At 39.3% G+C, this 20,646-nt stretch carries 24 protein-coding genes; 6 read left to right on the top strand and 18 right to left on the bottom strand.

Features of this window, described 5'->3' with window-relative positions; translation table 11 throughout:
• Positions 1-17: 17 nt before the first annotated feature.
• Positions 18-1,643 carry a pyridoxal-dependent aspartate 1-decarboxylase PanP gene (gene panP / locus MTF66_RS16580; protein WP_248527685.1) on the bottom strand — a complete coding sequence of 542 codons (1,626 nt, stop codon included), beginning with the start codon at positions 1,641-1,643 and terminating at the stop codon, positions 18-20.
• Between the two features lie 259 nt (positions 1,644-1,902).
• On the opposite strand from panP, the gene MTF66_RS16575 reads away from it, so the two are divergent.
• The gene (locus MTF66_RS16575; RefSeq protein WP_248527684.1) at positions 1,903-3,771 is read left to right on the top strand and encodes a GGDEF domain-containing protein; all 1,869 of its coding nucleotides are present in this window, start codon (positions 1,903-1,905) and stop codon (positions 3,769-3,771) included.
• Here the strand turns inward: MTF66_RS16575 and MTF66_RS16570 are convergent.
• The 8 genes from MTF66_RS16570 to folB all read right to left on the bottom strand — a co-directional run bounded on the left by MTF66_RS16570 (position 3,768) and on the right by folB (position 9,905).
• Positions 3,768-4,439 carry a tRNA (guanosine(46)-N(7))-methyltransferase TrmB gene (locus MTF66_RS16570; protein WP_248527683.1) on the bottom strand — a complete coding sequence of 224 codons (672 nt, stop codon included), beginning with the start codon at positions 4,437-4,439 and terminating at the stop codon, positions 3,768-3,770. The genes MTF66_RS16575 and MTF66_RS16570 overlap by 4 nt on opposite strands.
• Positions 4,439-5,206: an ABC transporter permease gene (locus MTF66_RS16565; protein ID WP_036956753.1), complete on the bottom strand. Its 768-nt coding sequence runs from the start codon at positions 5,204-5,206 to the stop codon at positions 4,439-4,441. The genes MTF66_RS16570 and MTF66_RS16565 overlap by 1 nt, the downstream gene beginning before the upstream one ends.
• The gene (locus tag MTF66_RS16560; RefSeq protein ID WP_198522353.1) at positions 5,207-6,136 is read right to left on the bottom strand and encodes an ABC transporter ATP-binding protein; all 930 of its coding nucleotides are present in this window, start codon (positions 6,134-6,136) and stop codon (positions 5,207-5,209) included.
• A complete protein-coding gene (locus MTF66_RS16555; RefSeq protein WP_010391020.1) occupies positions 6,133-6,756 on the bottom strand; it encodes a flavin prenyltransferase UbiX in 624 nt (207 codons plus the stop codon). Before MTF66_RS16555 ends, MTF66_RS16560 begins: the two co-directional genes overlap by 4 nt.
• A gap of 1 nt (position 6,757) precedes the next feature.
• Complete coding sequence (gene mpl / locus MTF66_RS16550; RefSeq protein ID WP_248527682.1) at positions 6,758-8,113, bottom strand: UDP-N-acetylmuramate:L-alanyl-gamma-D-glutamyl-meso-diaminopimelate ligase; 1,356 nt, start codon at positions 8,111-8,113, stop codon at positions 6,758-6,760.
• 146 nt (positions 8,114-8,259) lie between these two features.
• Positions 8,260-9,060: an undecaprenyl-diphosphate phosphatase gene (locus MTF66_RS16545; RefSeq protein ID WP_010391016.1), complete on the bottom strand. Its 801-nt coding sequence runs from the start codon at positions 9,058-9,060 to the stop codon at positions 8,260-8,262.
• Positions 9,057-9,545, bottom strand: a complete 489-nt coding sequence (gene folK, locus MTF66_RS16540) for a 2-amino-4-hydroxy-6-hydroxymethyldihydropteridine diphosphokinase (RefSeq protein WP_075170695.1) — start codon at positions 9,543-9,545, stop codon at positions 9,057-9,059. Before folK ends, MTF66_RS16545 begins: the two co-directional genes overlap by 4 nt.
• Positions 9,546-9,905, bottom strand: coding sequence for a dihydroneopterin aldolase (gene folB, locus MTF66_RS16535; RefSeq protein ID WP_248527681.1), 360 nt, complete (start codon positions 9,903-9,905; stop codon positions 9,546-9,548).
• A 207-nt stretch (positions 9,906-10,112) separates the two neighbouring features.
• Between folB and plsY the strand changes: the two genes are divergently transcribed.
• Positions 10,113-10,718 carry a glycerol-3-phosphate 1-O-acyltransferase PlsY gene (gene plsY / locus MTF66_RS16530; RefSeq protein ID WP_010391012.1) on the top strand — a complete coding sequence of 202 codons (606 nt, stop codon included), beginning with the start codon at positions 10,113-10,115 and terminating at the stop codon, positions 10,716-10,718.
• Positions 10,719-10,741: 23 nt separating this feature from the next.
• On the opposite strand, the gene tsaD is transcribed toward plsY, so the two are convergent.
• From tsaD to MTF66_RS16515, 3 genes are read right to left on the bottom strand one after another with little or no spacing between them, the layout of a single operon-like run.
• Entirely contained in the window at positions 10,742-11,755 is a 1,014-nt protein-coding gene (gene tsaD / locus MTF66_RS16525) for a tRNA (adenosine(37)-N6)-threonylcarbamoyltransferase complex transferase subunit TsaD (RefSeq protein ID WP_036979790.1), read from the bottom strand.
• 44 nt (positions 11,756-11,799) lie between these two features.
• A complete protein-coding gene (locus MTF66_RS16520; RefSeq protein WP_008115608.1) occupies positions 11,800-12,390 on the bottom strand; it encodes a YjaG family protein in 591 nt (196 codons plus the stop codon).
• Entirely contained in the window at positions 12,374-12,748 is a 375-nt protein-coding gene (locus tag MTF66_RS16515) for a DUF2007 domain-containing protein (RefSeq protein WP_372239236.1), read from the bottom strand. The genes MTF66_RS16520 and MTF66_RS16515 overlap by 17 nt, the downstream gene beginning before the upstream one ends.
• A gap of 63 nt (positions 12,749-12,811) precedes the next feature.
• Between MTF66_RS16515 and MTF66_RS16510 the strand changes: the two genes are divergently transcribed.
• From MTF66_RS16510 to MTF66_RS16500, 3 genes are all read left to right on the top strand, one after another.
• Positions 12,812-13,261: a DUF2721 domain-containing protein gene (locus MTF66_RS16510; protein ID WP_248527680.1), complete on the top strand. Its 450-nt coding sequence runs from the start codon at positions 12,812-12,814 to the stop codon at positions 13,259-13,261.
• 242 nt (positions 13,262-13,503) lie between these two features.
• Positions 13,504-14,382 carry a LysR family transcriptional regulator gene (locus MTF66_RS16505; protein ID WP_010391006.1) on the top strand — a complete coding sequence of 293 codons (879 nt, stop codon included), beginning with the start codon at positions 13,504-13,506 and terminating at the stop codon, positions 14,380-14,382.
• Positions 14,383-14,476: 94 nt separating this feature from the next.
• Positions 14,477-15,097, top strand: coding sequence for a 2OG-Fe(II) oxygenase (locus MTF66_RS16500; protein ID WP_054201981.1), 621 nt, complete (start codon positions 14,477-14,479; stop codon positions 15,095-15,097).
• On the opposite strand, the gene ubiA is transcribed toward MTF66_RS16500, so the two are convergent.
• Complete coding sequence (gene ubiA / locus MTF66_RS16495) at positions 15,094-15,972, bottom strand: 4-hydroxybenzoate octaprenyltransferase (RefSeq protein WP_248527679.1); 879 nt, start codon at positions 15,970-15,972, stop codon at positions 15,094-15,096. The genes MTF66_RS16500 and ubiA overlap by 4 nt on opposite strands.
• A complete protein-coding gene (locus MTF66_RS16490) occupies positions 15,969-16,514 on the bottom strand; it encodes a chorismate lyase (RefSeq protein WP_109875649.1) in 546 nt (181 codons plus the stop codon). Before MTF66_RS16490 ends, ubiA begins: the two co-directional genes overlap by 4 nt.
• A gap of 248 nt (positions 16,515-16,762) precedes the next feature.
• Here MTF66_RS16490 and MTF66_RS16485 point away from each other — a divergent pair, with 248 nt between their 5' ends.
• Positions 16,763-17,161: a flagellar basal body-associated protein FliL gene (locus MTF66_RS16485; RefSeq protein WP_008115596.1), complete on the top strand. Its 399-nt coding sequence runs from the start codon at positions 16,763-16,765 to the stop codon at positions 17,159-17,161.
• Here the strand turns inward: MTF66_RS16485 and glpG are convergent.
• The 4 genes from glpG to MTF66_RS16465 form a co-directional block, all read right to left on the bottom strand.
• Positions 17,158-17,979 carry a rhomboid family intramembrane serine protease GlpG gene (gene glpG / locus MTF66_RS16480; RefSeq protein ID WP_055013172.1) on the bottom strand — a complete coding sequence of 274 codons (822 nt, stop codon included), beginning with the start codon at positions 17,977-17,979 and terminating at the stop codon, positions 17,158-17,160. The genes MTF66_RS16485 and glpG overlap by 4 nt on opposite strands.
• A complete protein-coding gene (gene glpE, locus MTF66_RS16475) occupies positions 17,976-18,293 on the bottom strand; it encodes a thiosulfate sulfurtransferase GlpE (protein ID WP_010390998.1) in 318 nt (105 codons plus the stop codon). Before glpE ends, glpG begins: the two co-directional genes overlap by 4 nt.
• Before the next feature lie 65 nt (positions 18,294-18,358).
• Positions 18,359-19,384: an L-threonine 3-dehydrogenase gene (gene tdh, locus MTF66_RS16470; protein ID WP_010390995.1), complete on the bottom strand. Its 1,026-nt coding sequence runs from the start codon at positions 19,382-19,384 to the stop codon at positions 18,359-18,361.
• A 52-nt stretch (positions 19,385-19,436) separates the two neighbouring features.
• A complete protein-coding gene (locus tag MTF66_RS16465) occupies positions 19,437-20,633 on the bottom strand; it encodes a glycine C-acetyltransferase (RefSeq protein WP_010390993.1) in 1,197 nt (398 codons plus the stop codon).
• Between the last annotated feature and the right edge of the window lie 13 nt (positions 20,634-20,646).

The raw sequence follows: 20,646 nt of genomic DNA, 5'->3' as shown, positions 1-20,646 counted from the left end.
TTTTATAGCATTTATGGTTACATATATTTTCGTAAATACTTTTTAAATACAGGGTCGGTTTGAGCTAGTTCTTTCTGCTCTTCTAATATCTCTTTTAATATTGCACCTGATGTAAGCGGATTCGCAAGCACCACTCTAAATACTACGGTTGGTTGGTTATCATATTGAACTGGCGTTAAACGTGTACGCGATACAAACGAGCGACCTGATTCACGTTGACGTTTTTGCATGCTTGCAGTAAAACGATTAAGCGCGGCAAAGATATCTAAACGGGTTTGTGCGTCGGCCTGTGCTATCGCATTTTTAATTTGCTTAGGGACATAACGATAAGTTAGCAAACATAGCTCAGGTTCTGATATTAATTCAAAGTCTTCATCTGCTTTTATCAAATCAGCAAAGTAACGGGCTTTTTTAATACTGCGATCGATAAGCATTTCGTAGCCTTTACGACCAATAACACGTAAGCAAGCATGCACTAACATCGCCATACCAGGGCGGCTCCCCTCAAGGGTATGGCTGCCTAAATCTTTAGAGCCTTTACGTAAAATATATTCAGCATGATGCTCTATGGCATCAGTTGCAGCAGGGTCTTTAAACAGCACCAAACCTGCTCCCATCGGTACATACATTTGTTTATGCGCATCAATAGTGATTGAATCTGCATGCTCAATACCTTTTAAAAGGTGCCTATGGGTATTAGAGAGTAAAGTAGCTCCGCCCCACGCCGCATCAACATGAAAGTGGCAATTAATCTCTTGTGCTAAATTAGCCATGTCTTCAAGTGGATCGATATTACCAGTTTCAGTCGTTCCGGCTACACCAATAATTGCCATCACTTTAATGCCTTGCGCTTCAAGCTCTAGCGCTTTTTCTCGCATAGCATCTACATCAACTTTATTATCAGCCGATGTTTTAATACCAATTAAATTCTCACGGCCAATACCTAATAAATCAACCGATTTGCCTAACGAGTAGTGACCTCGTTCAGAGATTAAAACTGCCAGCCCTTTGTAACCATAATGAAGCATTCCCGCCACTAAACCCTGCGCAGCAATGCCTTTAAAGTTGCCATCTGTTTTTAATAAGCGGTTGCGGGCAATCCAAAGTGCTGTAATGTTAGCTACTGTGCCACCAGAGCAAAATGCTCCTAAAGAGGTTTTTGCACTGTGCATCCATTTAGAATAAAAGCCATCATTTTGTCCATAAGCTAAATGATGCATCATTCCTAAAACTTGACGCTCTAATGGGGTAAACGCTTTTGAGGTTTCTATTTTTACAAGGTTTTGATTTAGCCCGACCATTAATTTCGATAACGGCAGTAAAAAATGTGGCAGAGCAGATGTCATGTGACCAATAAAGCTTGGCGCTGCGGTATGTACAGAATGAGCAACCAGCTGTTCCATAATATCTTGGGCATAGCAAGACACAAACGTTGGCTCTTCAGGGATAGCCGCCGATTGAAAATCTTTTTCTATTTCATGTAATGGTTTTTCAATTGCCGCGATATTTTCGTTTAAGAAACCTGCTAAATTACTCGAAATTTCAAGCTCTATTTTGCTCAAAGTTGAGTCAGGGGCCTCTGGAACGGTAAATATCCGTTTGAGGCTTTCTTTAGAGGCGACGGCACAACGCTTTTGATCCATCTTCATACCTAGTGTGTGACTAAAACACCTGTTAGTTTGTAAAACACGCTAATTTAAGGTGTTTTTAAGCAACGGCATTTCTAAAAAATTGCGCTAACTTTACTGCAATATGACAAAAATGTCTCGTTTTAAGCCATAAAAGACAATACAAAATAGATAACATTTCACTATTTTTTATATTTAGTACAAAGGGTAATTAAAATATTGGGCATTTATAATTTTTAAGTATAATAAATCTAACAAAAAATAAGGATGTTACATGCTAAAAGGAAATCTAAAATTAACTCGGTTGGCGCTCGGTACCGTCTTTTTTTTAGTCAGCTTAATAATTTACAGTTACTACACCTACACTGCCATCAATAATGATGTTATACGCAGCATTGATAATCGTTTATTAAATGCAGCCACCAGCGTAAAGTACATTTTAGGTAGTGATTATCACGATAAAGTAGCGCAAGAAATTAGCTTTTCAAGCTATCAAAATAAAGCCGACCAGCTTTCGGCATTGGCCAATGATTTAAATATAGATTATTTATATTCAATGGTACTGATTGATGAGAATGTTTATTTTACTGCCTCTAGCTACACTCAAGATGATCAAAATAACGGTAAAGTTACTCAGTTTTTAGATCTTTATCCCGAAGCCACGCCAATAACTATGGCTGCATTTTTATCAACGGCCCCTATTTTTGAAACCTCAACAGCGCATCGCGGCCATTCTAAAACAGTATATATTCCTCATCTGGCAAAAAATGGCAGAACCTATATTACAGCTGCAGATATTAGCGTTGATAAAATTAGCAATGCGTTAAAAACAGACTTATATCAATCTATGTTTCATTTTTGCTGCGTAATTATTATTTTATTAATAGTTTATACTCTTTATTACTATGGAGTACGTCGTTCATTAATGAGCGACCATGCAAGCGGATTCGAAAATCATATTGCCTTAGAAAAACGGCTAAAAAAAAGCAATGAACATCATTTACAAATTGCGATTATTTTAGTGAACGAAATTGATAATATCAGCCGTTTTTTTGGCACAAAAACAGCCGATGAAGTGATGAAAAAACTGCTCACTCACTTTAAGCAGCAAGCCCGTTTGCACGCACGTATTTATCGTATTGCAACTAATAAACTCGCTATTTTGACTGATAAAGAAACTCCCTTTGATGAGCTATATAGCATCATACAATCGCATAATAAAAATATACCGTTTTTAAATCAGCCTTTTATTTATATTACACTTAACGCTGGTGTAGCTAGAGGCAATAAGTCATTACTGCTTAAGAATGCTCATATTGCGTTACTGCAATCTAAGCAGGGCGATCAGAGCATAGTTAACTACTGTGAGGCAATTAATGACGCTAAATCTCTATATTTATATAATGTTGAAATAGCAAAAGAAATTCGTGAAGCATTTGATGCTCATCGTGTTGTTCCTTACTTTCAGCCGGTTATAAATACTCATACCGATGAAGTTATTAGGTATGATTGCTCACCGAGAATAGTCACTTCACAAGGGGAGATTTTAACCCCTGATACCTTTGCAAATGCACTAAATAGACTGCGTATGAATGGCATGTTAACCCATGCCCTGTTTACTCAATGTGTTTCACGTTTTCGTAAATCAGCAATTTGTTGGGAGTTAACTCTGTGCGCTGAAAACATTGCAGATCCCACTATTTATGATCATATTGCGTATGAGCTTCATCGCTACCCTAATCCTGAAAACATTACTATTTCAATTTTAGAGTCGCAGGTTATTTCACATTACTATGAAATAAAGTCATTTATCGCAATGGTAAAAAGTAAGGGGGCAAAGGTGGTGATGCACTGCTGGGGTAATGAGTTTATTAATACTCTTAATACTTTAAAAGTGGAGGTTGATGGTATAAAACTCGATGGTGCAATCACAAAGCAGCTATTAAATGATGCAAATACGTCGCTATTTATATCCTACATCACTGATATAGCCCAGCAGCTTGAACTTGAATTTGTTGTTGAAGCGGTAGAAAGTAATACGGTTGCAGAGTTACTCAGCCAACTAAATGTGACGCTGATGCAAGGTAGTTTCCTTGGCAAACCAACGCCACATGTTACTGACTTTAAAAAAGCAATGAATTAGTTATTAATTTTAATGGCTAGTCGGTGGCTTTGCTGACCACTGGCCCAGTACTTACGCTCAAAAGGAGTAATTGCTTCGTCTGATTCAAACAGCGCGGTTTGACAAGGATACCCAGCTAACTCGAGCGCTCTGGCAAACTCTTTAACATAGATATCCCAGTTACTGCGCACTTCAAGCAAACCACCTAATTTAACAATAAAGGGGAAGATAGCCGCCCCATGCCAGCGCCGCTGAATGTGCTTAGACTTAGGCCACGGGTTTGGATATAGCAAATAGTGATGAGTAGGCCGCCAATTAGCAGCGACAGCTAAACGCCAAAAATCATTTAAGTCAGCTTGCACCAAAATGTATTGACCACTCTCAGTTTGTTTATACTCAACATCATGCTTATCAAGTCGGTGAGATGACTTATCAATGCCCACAACTAACGCATCAGGATGACGTTTCGCTAAATTAGCAGTGCTTTCGCCAACGCCACAACAGGAGTCTAAAATAAGCGGTCCATCAAAGGCTTGTACCTTAGCATTAACTTCATCAAATGCGGTTTGAGTATGCGCTGCAATTGGCTTTTTAAACTCGGCTTGTAAGTGTTTATTAACTATTTCATCAAGCTTTTCATGAAGTCCCGCTTGATTAGATACAATACTACGTGAATTTGCATCGCTCATTAGTGTCTTAACCCCACACCTTTTTTAATTAGCGTCAGTGCTAAAGTAAATAATACGCTGATAAACACCAACAACACCGCAATCGCAACTGTTAAATCAACATCAGAAACACCTAAAAATCCGTATCTGAATGCGTTAACCATATAAATGATCGGATTTATTTGCGATACCATCTGCCAAAAATCAGGCAGTAAAGTGATTGAGTAAAACACCCCGCCTAAATAAGTTAGAGGCGTTAAAATAAAGGTCGGAATAATACTTATGTCATCAAAGCTGTTTGCATAAATAGCGTTGATTAACCCGCCCAAGGCAAACACCGCCGAGGTAAGAATAACAGTGGCCATAATCACAAAAATATTATGTATTTGTATATCTACAAAAAATAAAGAAACGCACGTTACGATAAAGCCAACCATAATGCCACGGGTCATGCCTCCGCCCATATAACCCAACACAATGATGTAATTAGGCACAGGTGCAACCAATAACTCTTCAATACTTTTTTGAAACTTAGTTGAGTAAAAGCTTGAAGCTACATTCGAGTAAGAGTTTGTTATAACTGACATCATAATAAGGCCAGGAACAATAAACTCCATGTAACTAAAGCCGCCCATATCGCCAATACGCGAGCCTATTAAGTTCCCAAAAATAACAAAATATAAGCTCATAGTAATCGCTGGCGGCACTAAGGTTTGCACCCAAATACGCAAAAAGCGAATACACTCTTTAATCCAAATACTTTTTAAGGCTACGCCATATTTAAACATTTATTCGCCCCGCCCTTGCTCTAATAAACCTACAAATAATTCTTCTAATCGATTTGCTTTATTACGCATGCTTAGCACAGTATTACCTTGTTCGGTTAACGCACTAAATACAGCATTAAGCCCTTGTGATTTAGCCACTTCAACTTCAATGGTGTGCTCATCAGTCATGGTAAAATTATAACCTTCAAGCGTCACTGGATTGGTAGGCTGCTTTAAATCCAGTACAAAGGTTTCTTTGTCTAATTTAGCCAATAAAGCTTTTATAGTGGTGTTTTCAACTATGCGACCGGTATCAATAATAGCGATGTTTTTACACAGTAATTCGGCTTCTTCAAGGTAATGAGTGGTTAAAATAATGGTCACACCTTGTTCGTTGATTTGTCTTAAAAACTCCCACATTGAGCGGCGCAGCTCTATATCAACGCCCGCTGTTGGTTCGTCTAAAATAAGTAACTTTGGTTCATGCATTAAGGCGCGTGCAATCATCAAGCGACGCTTCATACCACCAGAAAGGGTACGCGCTTGCTTATCTTTTTTCTCAAGTAGCCCAAGTTGTGCTAAGTACTTGTCAGCACGTTTGTGCGCTTCGCCGCGCGGTACACCGTAGTAACCTGCTTGATTAACGAGTATTTGGCTTAGGGTTTCAAACTGGCTAAAGTTAAACTCTTGTGGCACTAAACCTAAGTTAGCTTTCGCTGCTTCTAGGTCGGTATCAATATCATGACCAAATACTTCAACTTTACCTTTGGTCTTATTAACCAAAGAAGATATCACCCCAATAGTGGTTGATTTGCCTGCCCCATTTGGACCAAGTAGTGCAAAAAAGTCACCTTCATGCACTTGTAAATCAATGCCTTTTACTGCCTCTACCCCATTTTTGTAAACCTTGGTAAGGCCTTCAATATTTAAAGCAATATTTTGCTTATTCATTTCTTACCCTCACCATAACCCCAGCGCTTTGTGAGATTATGTTCAATATTTAAATGATCTAAAATTCGCGCCACCATAAAATCAACTAAGTCTTCTATACTTTGTGGTTGATGATAAAACCCAGGAGCAGCGGGCATGATAGTGACCCCTAAACGCGACAATTTGAGCATATTTTCCAAGTGAATTTCGCTAAACGGGGTTTCGCGTGGCACTAAAATAAGTTGACCTCGCTCTTTTATCACCACATCGGCAGCGCGCTCTAATAAGTTATCTGATGCGCCGATTGCAATCGCAGACACTGACCCGGCACTACATGGACATACTATCATTTTTTTCGGTGCTGCTGAGCCCGAAGCCACCGGACTGAACCAGTTATCTTTGCCAAATACCTTTAATTGTTCAGGCTTGGCGTTAAATAATGCACTTAACTGCTCGGTAGCTTTATCTTCATTCCCTGATAGCTTTATATTGGACTCGGTATCAAAAACTACGCGCGCGGCACTTGAGATAAGCACATACACTTGAAATTGTTGTTCAAGTAACACTTCCAACAGCCTTAACCCATATGGTGCGCCTGATGCGCCACTAAATGCTAAGGTAATTGTATCTTTAAATTGCACATTATTCTCCGCTGTATTTATCGGTCAAACCATCAACAAGTTGCTGATGAAGACCATTAAAACCACCATTACTCATAATTAAAACATGTTGATTTGGCTCAACATTCTCAAGCACTGTATCAATAATAGCGGTTGTAGAATCAAAGCACTGCATACCCGCTTTGTCAGCTTGCTCTTTAAGTGACCAGTTTAAATTTTCTGGTTCAAATAACAGCACATCATCTGCATCGCGAAGTGAATCGAGAAGTGTAAATTGATGCACTCCCATTTTCATGGTGTTAGAGCGCGGCTCTAAAATCGCAATAATTTTTTCATCCCCCACTTTAGCACGCAGCCCCGCAAGTGTTGTTTGTATTGCCGTTGGGTGATGGGCAAAATCGTCATACACTTTAATATGATTAATATCTGCTTTAAGCTCCATTCGCCTTTTTGGGCTTATAAATTCACTCAAAGCTTCAATACTGTGTTCTATTGCAATTCCCACATGGCGTGCTGCTGCAATAGCCATCATGGCATTTTTAACGTTATGCTCACCAATCGCTTGCCAGCTAACAACGCCTTGTAACTGCCTATTTAGTAAAACATTAAATTGAGAACCATCGGCTTTGAGTAATTCATAACTCCAATCATCACCTAATGTTTCGCTCTCGCTCCACAACCCTTTTGCAATGACATCGCTCAGTGCTTCATCATTTTTTGGCCAAAGCACTTTGCCGCTTTGCGGTAGTGTACGTATCAAATGGTGAAATTGTTTTTTAATTGCGTTTAAATCTTCAAAAATATCAGCATGATCAAATTCAAGATTATTTAAAATAAGTGTTCGAGGTAAATAATGAACAAACTTACTGCGTTTATCAAAAAAGGCCGTGTCGTACTCATCGGCTTCTATAACAAAAAATGGCGTTTGCCCAACTCGCGCAGAAAGACCAAAGTTTTGTACAATTCCGCCAATTAAAAAGCCCGGTTTTAAACCCGCATATTCAAGTATCCACGCCAACATACTGGCGGTGGTTGTTTTACCATGAGTTCCTGCCACAGCCAGCACCCATGAATCTTGTAATAAGTTACGTTTTAGCCACTCAGGTCCTGAAGTATAAGGCAGGCTCTTATCGAGTACATATTCAACACACGGGTTACCACGGCTCATAGCATTACCAATAACAACCATGTCTGGAGCTGGCTCTAGTTGAGATACGTCATAGCCCTGTGTTAGTTCAATACCCAGTTCTTGTAACTGAGTACTCATTGGTGGGTAAACGTTTTGATCTGACCCAGTAACGTGGTGACCCAATGATTTAGCTATAGCGGCAATACCACCCATAAATGTGCCACAAATACCCAAAATATGTATATGCATTTACTATCCTTTCATCCTGCGCGGAGTTTGCTCTAGGGCAAAATTTAATGGCGCTATAATGCCAAAATTTAGCTTAAGTTACCATTAACCCTTGGCGCAAATAAAAAAGCCTCCCAAAGAGGGAGGCTTTCCTGAAGATTAATAGCTTATAGCATTAAAAAGAATATTAAACCGACACCTAATAATAAACGATAAATAACAAATGGTAGCATTCCCATTCGCTCAATTACTTTTAAAAACATAAAAATACAAGCATAAGCTGATAAAAACGACAGCACTACACCTAACAATAATGCCGTCCAATCTACGATATGATCGCCAAGGGCAAGCTCTGCAGTATAATAAAGACCCATCATAGAAATGATTGGAATAGCTAATAAAAACGAAAAGCGCGCTGCACTTTGTTTGTTCATACCTAACATTAAACCCGCTGTCATGGTAATACCTGAACGTGAAGTGCCAGGGATCATTGCAACGGCCTGTGCAAAGCCAATAATGAGGGCCGTTTTCCAGTTTAGCTGATAGATTGTTTTTATTTGCTTACCTTTGGCATCTGCGTACCAAAGCAATAGACCAAATACGATTGTTGTGGTCGCAATCACCCATGCACTGCGTAAATACAGTTCAACAAAATCTTTTAACAACAAGCCTAAAATAGCTGCTGGCACAGTACCTAAAATGATCCACCAACCTAGTTTGCTATCATCTGTTGTGCCCTGCACGCCAAACGATTTAAACCAAGCACCGAGTATATCGGCTACTTCTTTACGGAAATAAATAACAACCGCAATTAAAGTGCCTACGTGAACAGCAACATCGAACGCTAACCCTTGATCCTCCCAGCCTAAAATTTGTGATGGTAAAATTAAGTGTGCCGAACTCGATATAGGTAAAAACTCAGTAAATCCCTGAATTAGGGCTAAAACAATTATTTCTATAATACTCATGGGTTAGAAAACTCCACCTTCCATAGTTTTTGTTGAGGGTTGTTATATGCATTCCATATTTGGGCAATCGTTTGTTTTGCTACCGGATGATAAAAATCAGGGGCCACCTCAGCTAAAGGCTGTAAAACAAAGGCGTTTTTAGTAATTTCGTCACGCGGTAATTGTGCTGGGCTCTCGCAAATCACATCATCATAAAAGAGTAAGTCGAGATCCAAAGTACGTGGGCTAAATTTTTTATCATTTGCTTGGCGGCCATTGTCGCGTTCAATTTGTTTTAATAACGCGCACACATCAACCAGCGCCATGTTAGTGGTGGCGGCAAGCACTGAGTTATAAAAGTTATTACCGGCAAAACCCACAGCTTCACTTTCAAATACTGATGAGTGATGTGTGTTTTCAAAGTGCTGATTTAACGCCACTAGAGCACGCCGAATATGCTCAGCTTTATTAATGTTTGACCCTAGGCTAATAAATATCTGCGCCATTTAAGCCGTAGCCTTAATGCGCGTAATCTCTACACCCACTGTTTGCGCTTGTGGAACTGCAGCAGGCTTGCTAACTTTTATTGTTACTTGAGGAGTATCATATTCGGTTAAGATAATTTGCGCTAATTGCTCCACCAGCGTTTCTAAAAGCTCGACTGGTTTAGCAGTGCTGTGCTCGATAACTCGCTCACTCACCTTAGCGTAATCTAATGCTAAGTTAATATCGTCGTTTTGTGCTGCGGGCTTAATGTCGCTTAGCATCTCAATATCAAAGTACAGGCTTTGTTTACTTTTCTTTTCAAAATCATACACCCCGATAATCGTTTCGACATGCAATTGTGATATAAATACCTTGTCCATTGATACTCCAAATGACTGTAACAAGTCACTGAGTTAATTACATATTGTATCAATCAAATTAATACTGTATATACTTTAATCAGTGTTTAAATATACTAAAATTACTTCTACAATAGAATAGTTACAAAATTGCGAGTAATTTAAGAAGCCCGTAAATTTTGACGCCAATAATAGCTTAAAAGTAATGATTAAAAAATAAGGAAGCGCGTGTTAGTCATTTTAATGTTTGTATTAGCCTATTTGCTCGGCTCGATTTCATCGGCCATTTTAGTGTCGCGGCTATTCAAACTTCCCGATCCACGCACAAATGGCTCCAATAACCCAGGAGCAACCAATGTCTACCGTTTAGGCGGCGCTCTCCCCGCATGCTTAGTTTTAATATTTGATATTTTAAAGGGCACTATCCCTGTTTGGGGCGCTTACTTTTTAAAACTTGAGCCGCTAGAGCTTGGTTTAATTGCGGTTGCAGCATGTTTAGGGCACATGTACCCATTATTTTTTAGTTTTAAAGGGGGTAAAGCGGTCGCAACAGCATTTGGCTCGTTACTGCCGATAGGGCTCTCTTTAGGTGGGTTATTGATTGGTACTTGGCTGATTATTGTCGCGATTACCCGCTACTCATCCCTTGCAGCGTTAGTAGCTGTGACGCTAGCGCCTTTATATACATGGTGGATAAAGCCGCTATATACCTTACCCGTGACCTTTATTACGCTACTGATCATTATTAGGCATCGCACTAATATTGTGCGTCTATTTAAGGGTGAAGAACCAAAAGTAGGGACTAAACAAGCCCCTACAAATGATAAGAAGTAATAACTAACCTAGGTTCTGGTTAACTATATTGCTTCTAGGCTATCGATTGGCCAACGCGGTTTAGTTTTCATATCAAGCGAAGCAAACTGTCCCGCTTTTAAACGCTGCATACCAGCATAAGCAATCATTGCGCCATTGTCGGTACAAAACTCAGTGCGTGGGTAATACACTTCGCCCTTCATACCTTGCATCACACGCTCTAGTTGCAAACGTAGTTGCGTATTAGCACTTACACCACCGGCTATTACTAAACGTTTAATACCCGTTTGTTTTAGTGCTCGCTTACACTTAATCACTAAAGTATCTATAACAGCTGTTTGAAATGCATGGGCAATATCAGCTTTAGTTTGCTCGTCACTATCATTTTCACGAATAGCAATCGAAGCGGCGGTTTTTAGGCCACTAAAGCTAAAATCAAGACCAGGCTTATCAGTCATTGGGCGCGGAAAAACAAACCGTTTGGCAACACCTTGCTCAGCCATTTTAGCTAAACGAGGACCGCCAGGGTAATCAAGCCCAAGTAATTTAGCAGTTTTATCAAATGCTTCACCTGCAGCGTCATCTACCGACTCACCCAATACTTCGTATTGGCCAATGCCCGCAACCTTTACCATCATGGTATGACCGCCAGATACGAGTAAAGCAATAAATGGAAATTCGGGAACGTTTTCCTCAAGCATTGGCGCTAATAAATGCCCTTCCATGTGATGCACTGCCACCGCAGGAATATCCCAACCATACGCTAAAGAGCGACCAATTGAGGTACCTACTAACAAAGCCCCTACTAAACCTGGTCCTGCCGTGTAGGCAATACCGTCTAAATCTTCAGGTCCACAGCCAGCTTGTGCAAATGCCGCATCAATAAGCGGCAATGTTTTACGTACATGATCGCGAGATGCAAGCTCAGGTACCACACCACCGTAATCAGCATGTACTTTTACTTGGCTATATAATTGATGAGCCAGTAGCCCTTTTTCATCATCATAAATAGCAATACCAGTTTCATCGCATGATGATTCAATGCCTAAAATTCGCATTGTTAATTCTCCTGCCACCTAACAAGGTGTTTAAAACAAATAACTTAAAGTGCTAAACCAATGTTAGTTTGGCCATCAGCAAGGACATGCTTTTTCAATGCTTTTACATTTTCAGCAGTAATACGCCCCATAGCTTCTACAAAATCAATTAGTTCACCTAATACCTCTATTTCGTATTGCATTAGTGGGTGTTCACGCACTGCTTTATTATCAGCAACATCCCCTTCAACCGTCATTTGATACTCAATAAAGCGAGCCACAGTTGCCTGCGATATTTTACTCACATTAACAAATTCTTGCTCGTCTTGTGCTAAAAGGCCATGCATTAAGCTCAATAATGAGGTGGCAGCGTCAATGGCAGGGTAAGTGCCAAACATATCAAAATCAGCAAGTTCAGGTACATTAGGTTCAATTTTTTCGACTTGCTTTTCTAAATCAATCTTACTTTTAGGAAGCAGTATCTTTTCCCAACATACATTTAAAGCATTACGTAAAATAACCTCATCGCCAAAACCGGTAGCCTCACTAAATAGTCCATAATTAGGCAACATACGCTCTATTAACGCACTGGCCAATACCGCTTTTTGCAGGTAATTTAACTCTCTAATACGCTGAAAATTATTCGCTTTTGTCATTCTTTAAAGTCCCACATGACCAACAAAAATCAAATGTTGATCCATTATGCTCATTACAGTTAGGGCACACCCAATCTGGAGCGGATTGTTTTACTTGCTGATAGTTTACCAATATTTCGCGTGCATGGCGCTCTTTTATCGCATAAACCTGCACACTTACTTGTGTTTGCTCAAACGGGATCTCGCCCATTGCACCTTGCAGCATTTCGCCTTTAATTTGACACTCAATTCCCGCATTCAGAATCAATCCTTTTATTATATTGGCCTCTAAACTATTTTCTGCGTTATAAAGCGTAACCCAATCAAATGATGTTATATTTGAATCGCTATTATTAATATTTTGCAATATCCACCTCATTTACTTTATGTGTACAATTTGCCTGCGTAACCTAAAGCAAATAATATGATTTAAGGACACATTATGACGCTAACTACTCCAGGTTTACTTTTTCCAGCAATCTCGTTGTTGTTACTCGCCTATACAAACCGATTTTTAGTGCTAGCGCAACTAATACGAGAACTGAATGCACGTGAAGGGGAATCTATTCGTCCTGTCGTGGTGGCGCAAATAACCAACCTTAGAAAGCGAATAAAATTAATAAGAACCATGCAAGTATACGGAGTGGCTGCTTTTTTATTATGTACGCTATCTATGTTCGCATTATTTATAGAATTTAATACCATGGGCATTATTTTATTTGGTGTCAGTTTAAGTTGCTTAAGCTTATCTTTGCTTACTTCATTATTTGAAATTCACATCTCTTGTGATGCCATAGAAATTGAATTGCAAAACATTGAAAATAAGCCTTTAAGTAACCGAGTAAGTAAAAATTTTATTGAGCCCAACCCTAAAAGCAAAAACAGTAATTAACAAACCGAGACTTTAAGAAGCTGTTATAAAATTGCATAAACTTGGTCAATAATAAAACCCTACAGTTATTTAACATTACCCAAAGGTATAACAACTTTTAGCAACTATTCTCTTTAAATACGATGAAAAGAAAGTTAATCTAAGGAGGTGGTTAAAAACATTATTTCAACTGATCTGTAGGGATATAAAGTCAGTCTTTAATCTGCAATTCCCCTAGCTTACCTATAAAAAAGGACTATATAGTGAGATTTGAACAATTAGAACAGTTTGTAGCGCTTGGCCTACTTCGTCATTTTAGGCAAGCTGCAGAACAAACCCAAATTAGCACATCTGCGTTAACTCGTAGTATTCAAACTCTTGAAACAGAGCTTGGCTACGAACTTGTTACCCGCTCTACTCGCTCGGTTAAATTAACTCAAGCAGGCGAACTTTTCCTCGACTTTGCAAAAAATACCCTCAATGAGCTAGAGCAAATAAAACATCGCGCTTTTCAGTCAATTAATGGCACTGAAGAGAAAAAATTGGTTATTGGTTACACCACAACAACCAGCAGCATAGTACCAATTACCTGCGGTGAATTTTTAAGCCAATACCCGCATATTAAAATCGAAATGCAGCTACAAAACAAAACTGAGCTTCATAGAAAGTTACTTCAGGGTGAAATTGACATTAGTGTATGCTCGCAAATAGTCAATAGCATTGGTAGCGACATACAATTACCTGATCAGCTTATTTTATTTTGTTCAAAACAACATCCTTTAGCAAATAAAAGCGATATTAGTAAAAAAGAACTCGAAAGTTATCCAATGTTCAGTTGTTTTTCACAGTCAAAACAAGTGCAATCAATGCTTAATGAAGTAATAGACTCATTAAATAAAGTATCAACTATTAAAGTGGGCAGTATTGATCAGGTAATGGCCGGACTTGAAAAGTCAGACCATTTTGCCATTGCCGGTATTGAACATACCAGTTCTGTGGCAGAAAACCACAATCTAATTCAGCTTAAGACCAATAACGATATTAGCCATGAGCAACTTATTGTGCAAACCAGCCAACAAATAGAAGCAGGTGAGCATGTTGACCACTTACTCTCGCTAATAAATAAAGTCTCAAAAGCATAACATTACACCATGCGCTTTGGTGAACGCGATAAATTTGTAGCTTTAAAGTTTTTTTACATTAAACTAACGCTCCCTACTATTATGACTAGCGTTAATGAACAACTTTACAGCTTCTGGAATTTATCTAGAGCAGATTGAAACGCATGGTTATGCCATTATTGAAAACGCCATTGATAGTGACCTAATCTTTGATTTAATGGCAGATTGCTACAGAATAAATCCACACTTTAGCCTTGCTGGTATTGGTCGATTAAATAACTTGCAAATTGATAATACAGTTCGTAAAGACAAAACCTATTGGTTTGATGGCAGTTCAAATGCACAACTTGGCTACCAGCAAGTAATGGAAGCAGTTCGTAATACGCTTAATCGAACTTTCTTTATGGGTTTGTTTGATTATGAATGTCACTATGCAAAATATACGCAAGGTGATTTTTATAAAAAACATGTAGATGCATTTAAAGGTCGTTCAAACCGTGTTTTTACTACCGTATTATATTTGAACTCTCCAGAGGAAGGTGGAGAGCTAGTTATTTACAAGCCTAAAAGTAAAGACATAGAAATAGTAATAAAACCCACGGCAGGCACTTTGGTATTATTTGAAAGCGAACGCTTTGTACATGAAGTACTTCCTGCTGTTGATAACCGCTATTCGATTGCTGGTTGGTTCAGAAAAAACGCGTCAATTAGTGGCATTATCGACCCACCCCGTTAAGCAAAAACGGGGTAAGAAAATAATAAACCAATAAAAATAGCCAGTCCTACGTAATGGTTATTTAAAAATGCTTTAAAACAATTATCTCGCTGGCGTAAATGAATCAAACGCTGTTGATACACAAGTAACATTGCTGCAATAGCTAATCCCAACCAAAAACTAAATCCTATTTGATTCATCAACCCAATTAAAACCATCAACGCAAAAAAGCTAAAGTTAAGTAGCGCTATAATATGGCGGTCATAACTGGCGAATAAAATAGCGGTTGATTTTACTCCTATTTTTAAATCATCGTCTCTATCAACCATGGCGTACATAGTGTCGTAAGCCACCGTCCAGCAAATATTGGCAATAAATAGCAACCATGCTTGCACGGGTAAAGAGTTTATTGATGCCATAAAAGTCATTGGAATTGCCCAACCAAAAGCCGCGCCCAATACAACTTGAGGAAGTTGCGTGTAACGTTTCATAAAGGGATAACAAAACGCTAATCCAAGTGCACCAAACGATAACAAAATAGTATTGATATTAAGCAATAATACTAATATAAAAGCGATGACAACGAGTAATAAAAACAAACTAATTGCTTCGCCACTACTTACCGCTCCGGTCGCTAGCGGCCGCTGACAAGTACGCTTTACTGAGCCATCAATTTTTCTATCTGCAAAATCATTGATAACGCATCCTGCGCTTCGCATAACTATTACCCCAAGGGTAAACACAATGAAGTTCGTTAAGCTAGGCAGACCATCATTCGCTATCCATAGTGCCCAATAAGTTGGCCAAAGTAACAATAAAGTGCCTATGGGCTTATCAATTCGCATTAACTGGATGTAATGGGGAATATGATTAACAGACAAAGCGGCTAGTTTCATGAGTATAAGTAAGCTCCTGGTAAAAAAACCTCACAGACCAAAAATTGATAGTTATGTAAAGAAAATACGCTGCGCCTGCCCAGCAAAGAGCGATTCGGTAAATTAAGTTCGCTCACCAGTGATTGCAATGAGTGATTATCATCAAAGCGAGCAATTTCAATATCAGTGCGCCTTAACGCAGGATCTTGAAAGATAACATCACCTAACGGGCGTTCTCCCATATTGTGCAGCTGATTGTTTGTATTATTACTTGTTACTGGCAACCAACTTTGAGCATAAACAATCGGTTGTTCATCACACAACAGTAACACTTCACGGTTAAGTACTGTACTTACCTGCTTACTTAATAGCGTTTGCTGTGATTGAGAAAGGTCTACTTTTTGCTCACTCAACACTTTTACAGCAAAACGCTGAGACTGACTTTTTAATTTAGCCGTTAAAGAATGCGGTTCAAATAACCACTCTTTTTCAGCGTTAGATAAGCCAGTGACTTGAGCGGTACTCTGCCAATCAGCAGATAAAGAAAGAGGAAAAGTAATCACAATAACTCTACTTGAAAAAAATCAAAGAGATCATAACATTGCCAACGAATTTGAAAAAGCGCGATTTACTCAATACCAAGCACATCCTGTGTCATAAAAAGCTAATCAGCATTTGACTCTCGCTATTGCCTATCCCAAACTTGAATCCAGAGTACTTTTACAAACACAACAAATAACAGCATCTTGCTGTATCTTATTTACTAATAAGTATAAACTATTTGTAACCAGTTTACGGAAACGCTTTTGAAATGAAAAAAACAGTATTTACAGGCCTTTTTATTCTTTTAGTCAGCCTAACTAGCTTATCAGCACGTGCTGAGTCTACTGTGGGTTATTTTGGGTTTGAGCCAGACATTATTACCAATTACATTGGTCCATCAAGTAAAAAAATGGGTTACGTTCGCGTCACGGTAGATTTAATGCTAAACAAAACATCCGATATTGCCATTGTAGAACACCACACTCCGCTGTTACGTGATGCGCTAGTAGAGATATTATCAAAAGAGCCTGAAAACAAAATAAAGTCTTTAACAGGGCGTGAGCAAATTCGACTTAAAAGCGCAGAAAAACTAAAAAGCTTACTTAAGGAAGAAACAGGCCAAGAAATAATCCGAGACCTGTTATTTACTAAATATTTATATCATTAGGCGCTTTTTGTTTTAAAAAGCTGAGCGGTATAGGCAAAAGCCATACCGCTAACAAGCCCACCTAAGTGTGCCCAATTAGCCATTCCAACAAATAATACATCTGCAAAACCAAGTACTAACCATACCAGCATAAAACCAACAATTGCGGTTGTAACCAGTGCAGGCTGTTTAGGGTTAAGCGCGCTGTAAATCCAACAAAAGCCTAACAACCCATATACAACACCGCTAAGCCCACCAAAGTTAGGACCGACCATTAAGTACTGTGCCCAATTACTTATTAAAGCGGTAACTAAAAACAGCCCGATTAAACTCGACTTACCACATTGCTTTTCAATGTTGTCACCCAGTGATACCCACCAAATTAAGTTAAACACAATATGCATAGCGCTAAAATGCACAACAGCAGGTGTTAACCAGGTAAGTGGTGACGCAGGATTGAACTGCAACGCCATATAAATAGGCTCAAACGCACCAAATAAAAAGGCAATATAAACAACAATGCTGAGAATACTAACACCTTGATTAAGCCAGCTTAAGGCTTTAAAACGAGCGACTAAATTAAGTGACTGCCCTTGATACTTTAACGGTGACTGCGTAGTACCTACTTGCCATGATGCTTGTTGGTAACGCTCATGATTAGGGTTTTTAGCAAATTCGTTCCATAAAGGCTGCACTGCATGAAAGTCTTCAGGTGCCACACTAATAACAAGCGTATGGCCATCCTCAGTACGAATTTGCCCTGAAAGCCCTTGGCTTTTTAGGTAATCTATAAAGCCCTGTGCAGCGCGGGGATTAGTTAGACTGCCTAGCTCTATCATCGTGCTACTTTATCCTTGTAAGCGGCTTCCCACGCAGTAAAACCGCCATCCATGCTGTAAACATCTTCAAAGCCTTGCTCTACTAAGTAACTTGCTGCACCCTGTGAGCTCATGCCGTGATAACAAACAATAATAATCGGCTGGTCAAACTCTTTTTCCATCATAAATTGGGCGATATTTGCATTTGAAAGCGCTTCAGAGCCAGGAATGTGCCCTGTCTGATACGAATTAGGATCGCGAATATCAGCAATCACCACATCTTCTTTGTCTAGTAGTTCGAGGGTTTGTGCGATTGATATATGTTTAAATGCCATAGTACTCTCTTATAATTACAAAAAAGGCGACAAATGCCGCCTTTAATTCTCTTAACAGGGGATAATTAATCCCAGTTAAGAATTACTTTACCCGATTGGCCTGAAATCATCATATCAAAGCCAGCTTGGAAGTCATCAATTGAATACTGATGAGTAATAATTGGTTTTAAATCAAGCCCTGATTGAATCAAGCTAGCCATTTTATACCAAGTTTCAAACATCTCACGACCGTAAATACCTTTGATCACTAAGCCTTTAAAAATAACTTGATTCCAATCGACCGCCATATCTGAAGGTGGAATACCTAACATGGCAATTTTGCCGCCATGATTCATGTTATTTAGCATGGCATTAAATGCACTCGGAACACCTGACATCTCTAAGCCAATGTCAAAGCCTTCGGTCATACCTAGCTCTTTAGCTACATCTTCAAGCTTTTCATTCGCAACGTTTACAGCACGCGTTGCGCCCATTTTACGTGCTAAGTCTAGGCGGTATTCATTTACGTCGGTAATAACTACATGACGAGCACCTACATGTTTAGCTACTGCGGCTGCCATAATACCAATAGGGCCTGCACCGGTGATCAATACATCTTCACCCACCAAATCAAACGATAAAGCGGTATGTACAGCATTACCAAACGGGTCAAAAATAGAGGCCAGTTCATCGCTAATGTTATCTGGGATTTTAAACGCATTAAATGCTGGGATCACTAGGTACTCAGCAAATGCACCTTCGCGGTTAACACCTACACCGGTTGTATTACGGCATAAATGAACACGTCCAGCACGGCAGTTACGACAATGACCACAGGTTATATGACCTTCACCAGATACACGGTCGCCAACTTCGAAACCGCGAACTTCTTGGCCCATGTCAATTACTTCACCCACATACTCGTGGCCAACCACCATAGGTGTAGGAATAGTGTTTTGTGCCCACTCATCCCACTTATAAATATGAACATCGGTACCACAAATGGCTGTTTTACGAATCTTAATTAACAGATCGTTATGACCTACTTCAGGCTTTGGCGCATCTGTCATCCAAATGCCTGGCTCTGCTTTTAACTTTGATAATGCTTTCATAATCCACACTCAATTAAAAAATCGCGACTTTAGCCGCGATTTAACAAGAAAATTAAATAACACCAATCTCTTTACCAATACGGGTAAATGCTGCAATGGCTGTATCAAGCTGCTCCTTGCTGTGCGCTGCAGAAATTTGGGTACGAATACGCGCCTGACCTTTTGGTACAACAGGGAATGAAAAGCCAGTTACATAAATCCCTTCAGCCAATAGTTTATCAGCCATAAGTGACGCCACTTTTGCATCCCCTAGCATCACTGGAATAATCGCATGATCTTTACCTGCACAGGTAAAACCTGCCGTTTCCATTTGCTCACGGAAGTATTTAGCGTTTGACCATAGCTTAGCGCGAAGCTCACCGCCATTTTCAAGCATTTCTAACACTTTGATTGATGCCGTTACAATTGAAGGCGCTAATGAGTTTGAGAATAAGTATGGACGTGAACGTTGACGAAGCCACTCAACAATTTCTTTTTTACCTGAGGTATAACCACCAGAGGCTCCACCAAGCGCTTTGCCTAAGGTACCAGTAATAATATCAACACGGTCGAGTACATTACAGTACTCAGGTGTACCTTTACCGTTTTCGCCAACAAAACCAACGGCATGTGAATCATCAACCATAACGAGTGCGTCGTATTTGTCGGCTAAATCACACACTGCTTCTAAATTACAAATAACGCCATCCATTGAGAACACGCCATCAGTAGCAATTAGTTTAGTTTTAGCACCGGCTTCATCGGCTGCAATTAATTGCTTTTCTAAATCTGCCATATCGTTATTTGCATAACGGAAACGTTTTGCTTTACATAAACGCACGCCATCAATAATAGATGCATGGTTTAATGAATCAGAAATAATCGCATCGTCTGCACCTAAAATAGTTTCAAACAAGCCCGTATTCGCATCAAAGCATGATGAGTACAAAATGGTGTCTTCAGTTTCTAAAAATTGACTGATTTTTTTCTCAAGCGTTTTATGAATATCTTGGGTACCACAAATAAAACGCACTGAGGCAACACCAAAGCCATGGTCATCTAAGCCTTGTTGGGCAGCTGCAATTAGTTCTGGGCTGTTAGCTAAACCTAAGTAGTTGTTAGCACAAAAATTAATAACTTTATCGCCTGATGCCACTTCAATTTGAGCTTGCTGCTGTGAAGTGATAACACGTTCATTTTTGTACAAACCTTCAGCTTTAACGTCTTCAATTTGCTGTTGTAATTGGCTAAAAAAAGCAGATGCTCTCATCTGTGATCTCCAT

Source organism: Pseudoalteromonas sp. 2CM39R, assembly GCF_023161845.1.
The sequence above is the reverse complement of the archived record's forward strand: the minus strand, read 5'-3'. Positions and strand labels throughout refer to the sequence as shown.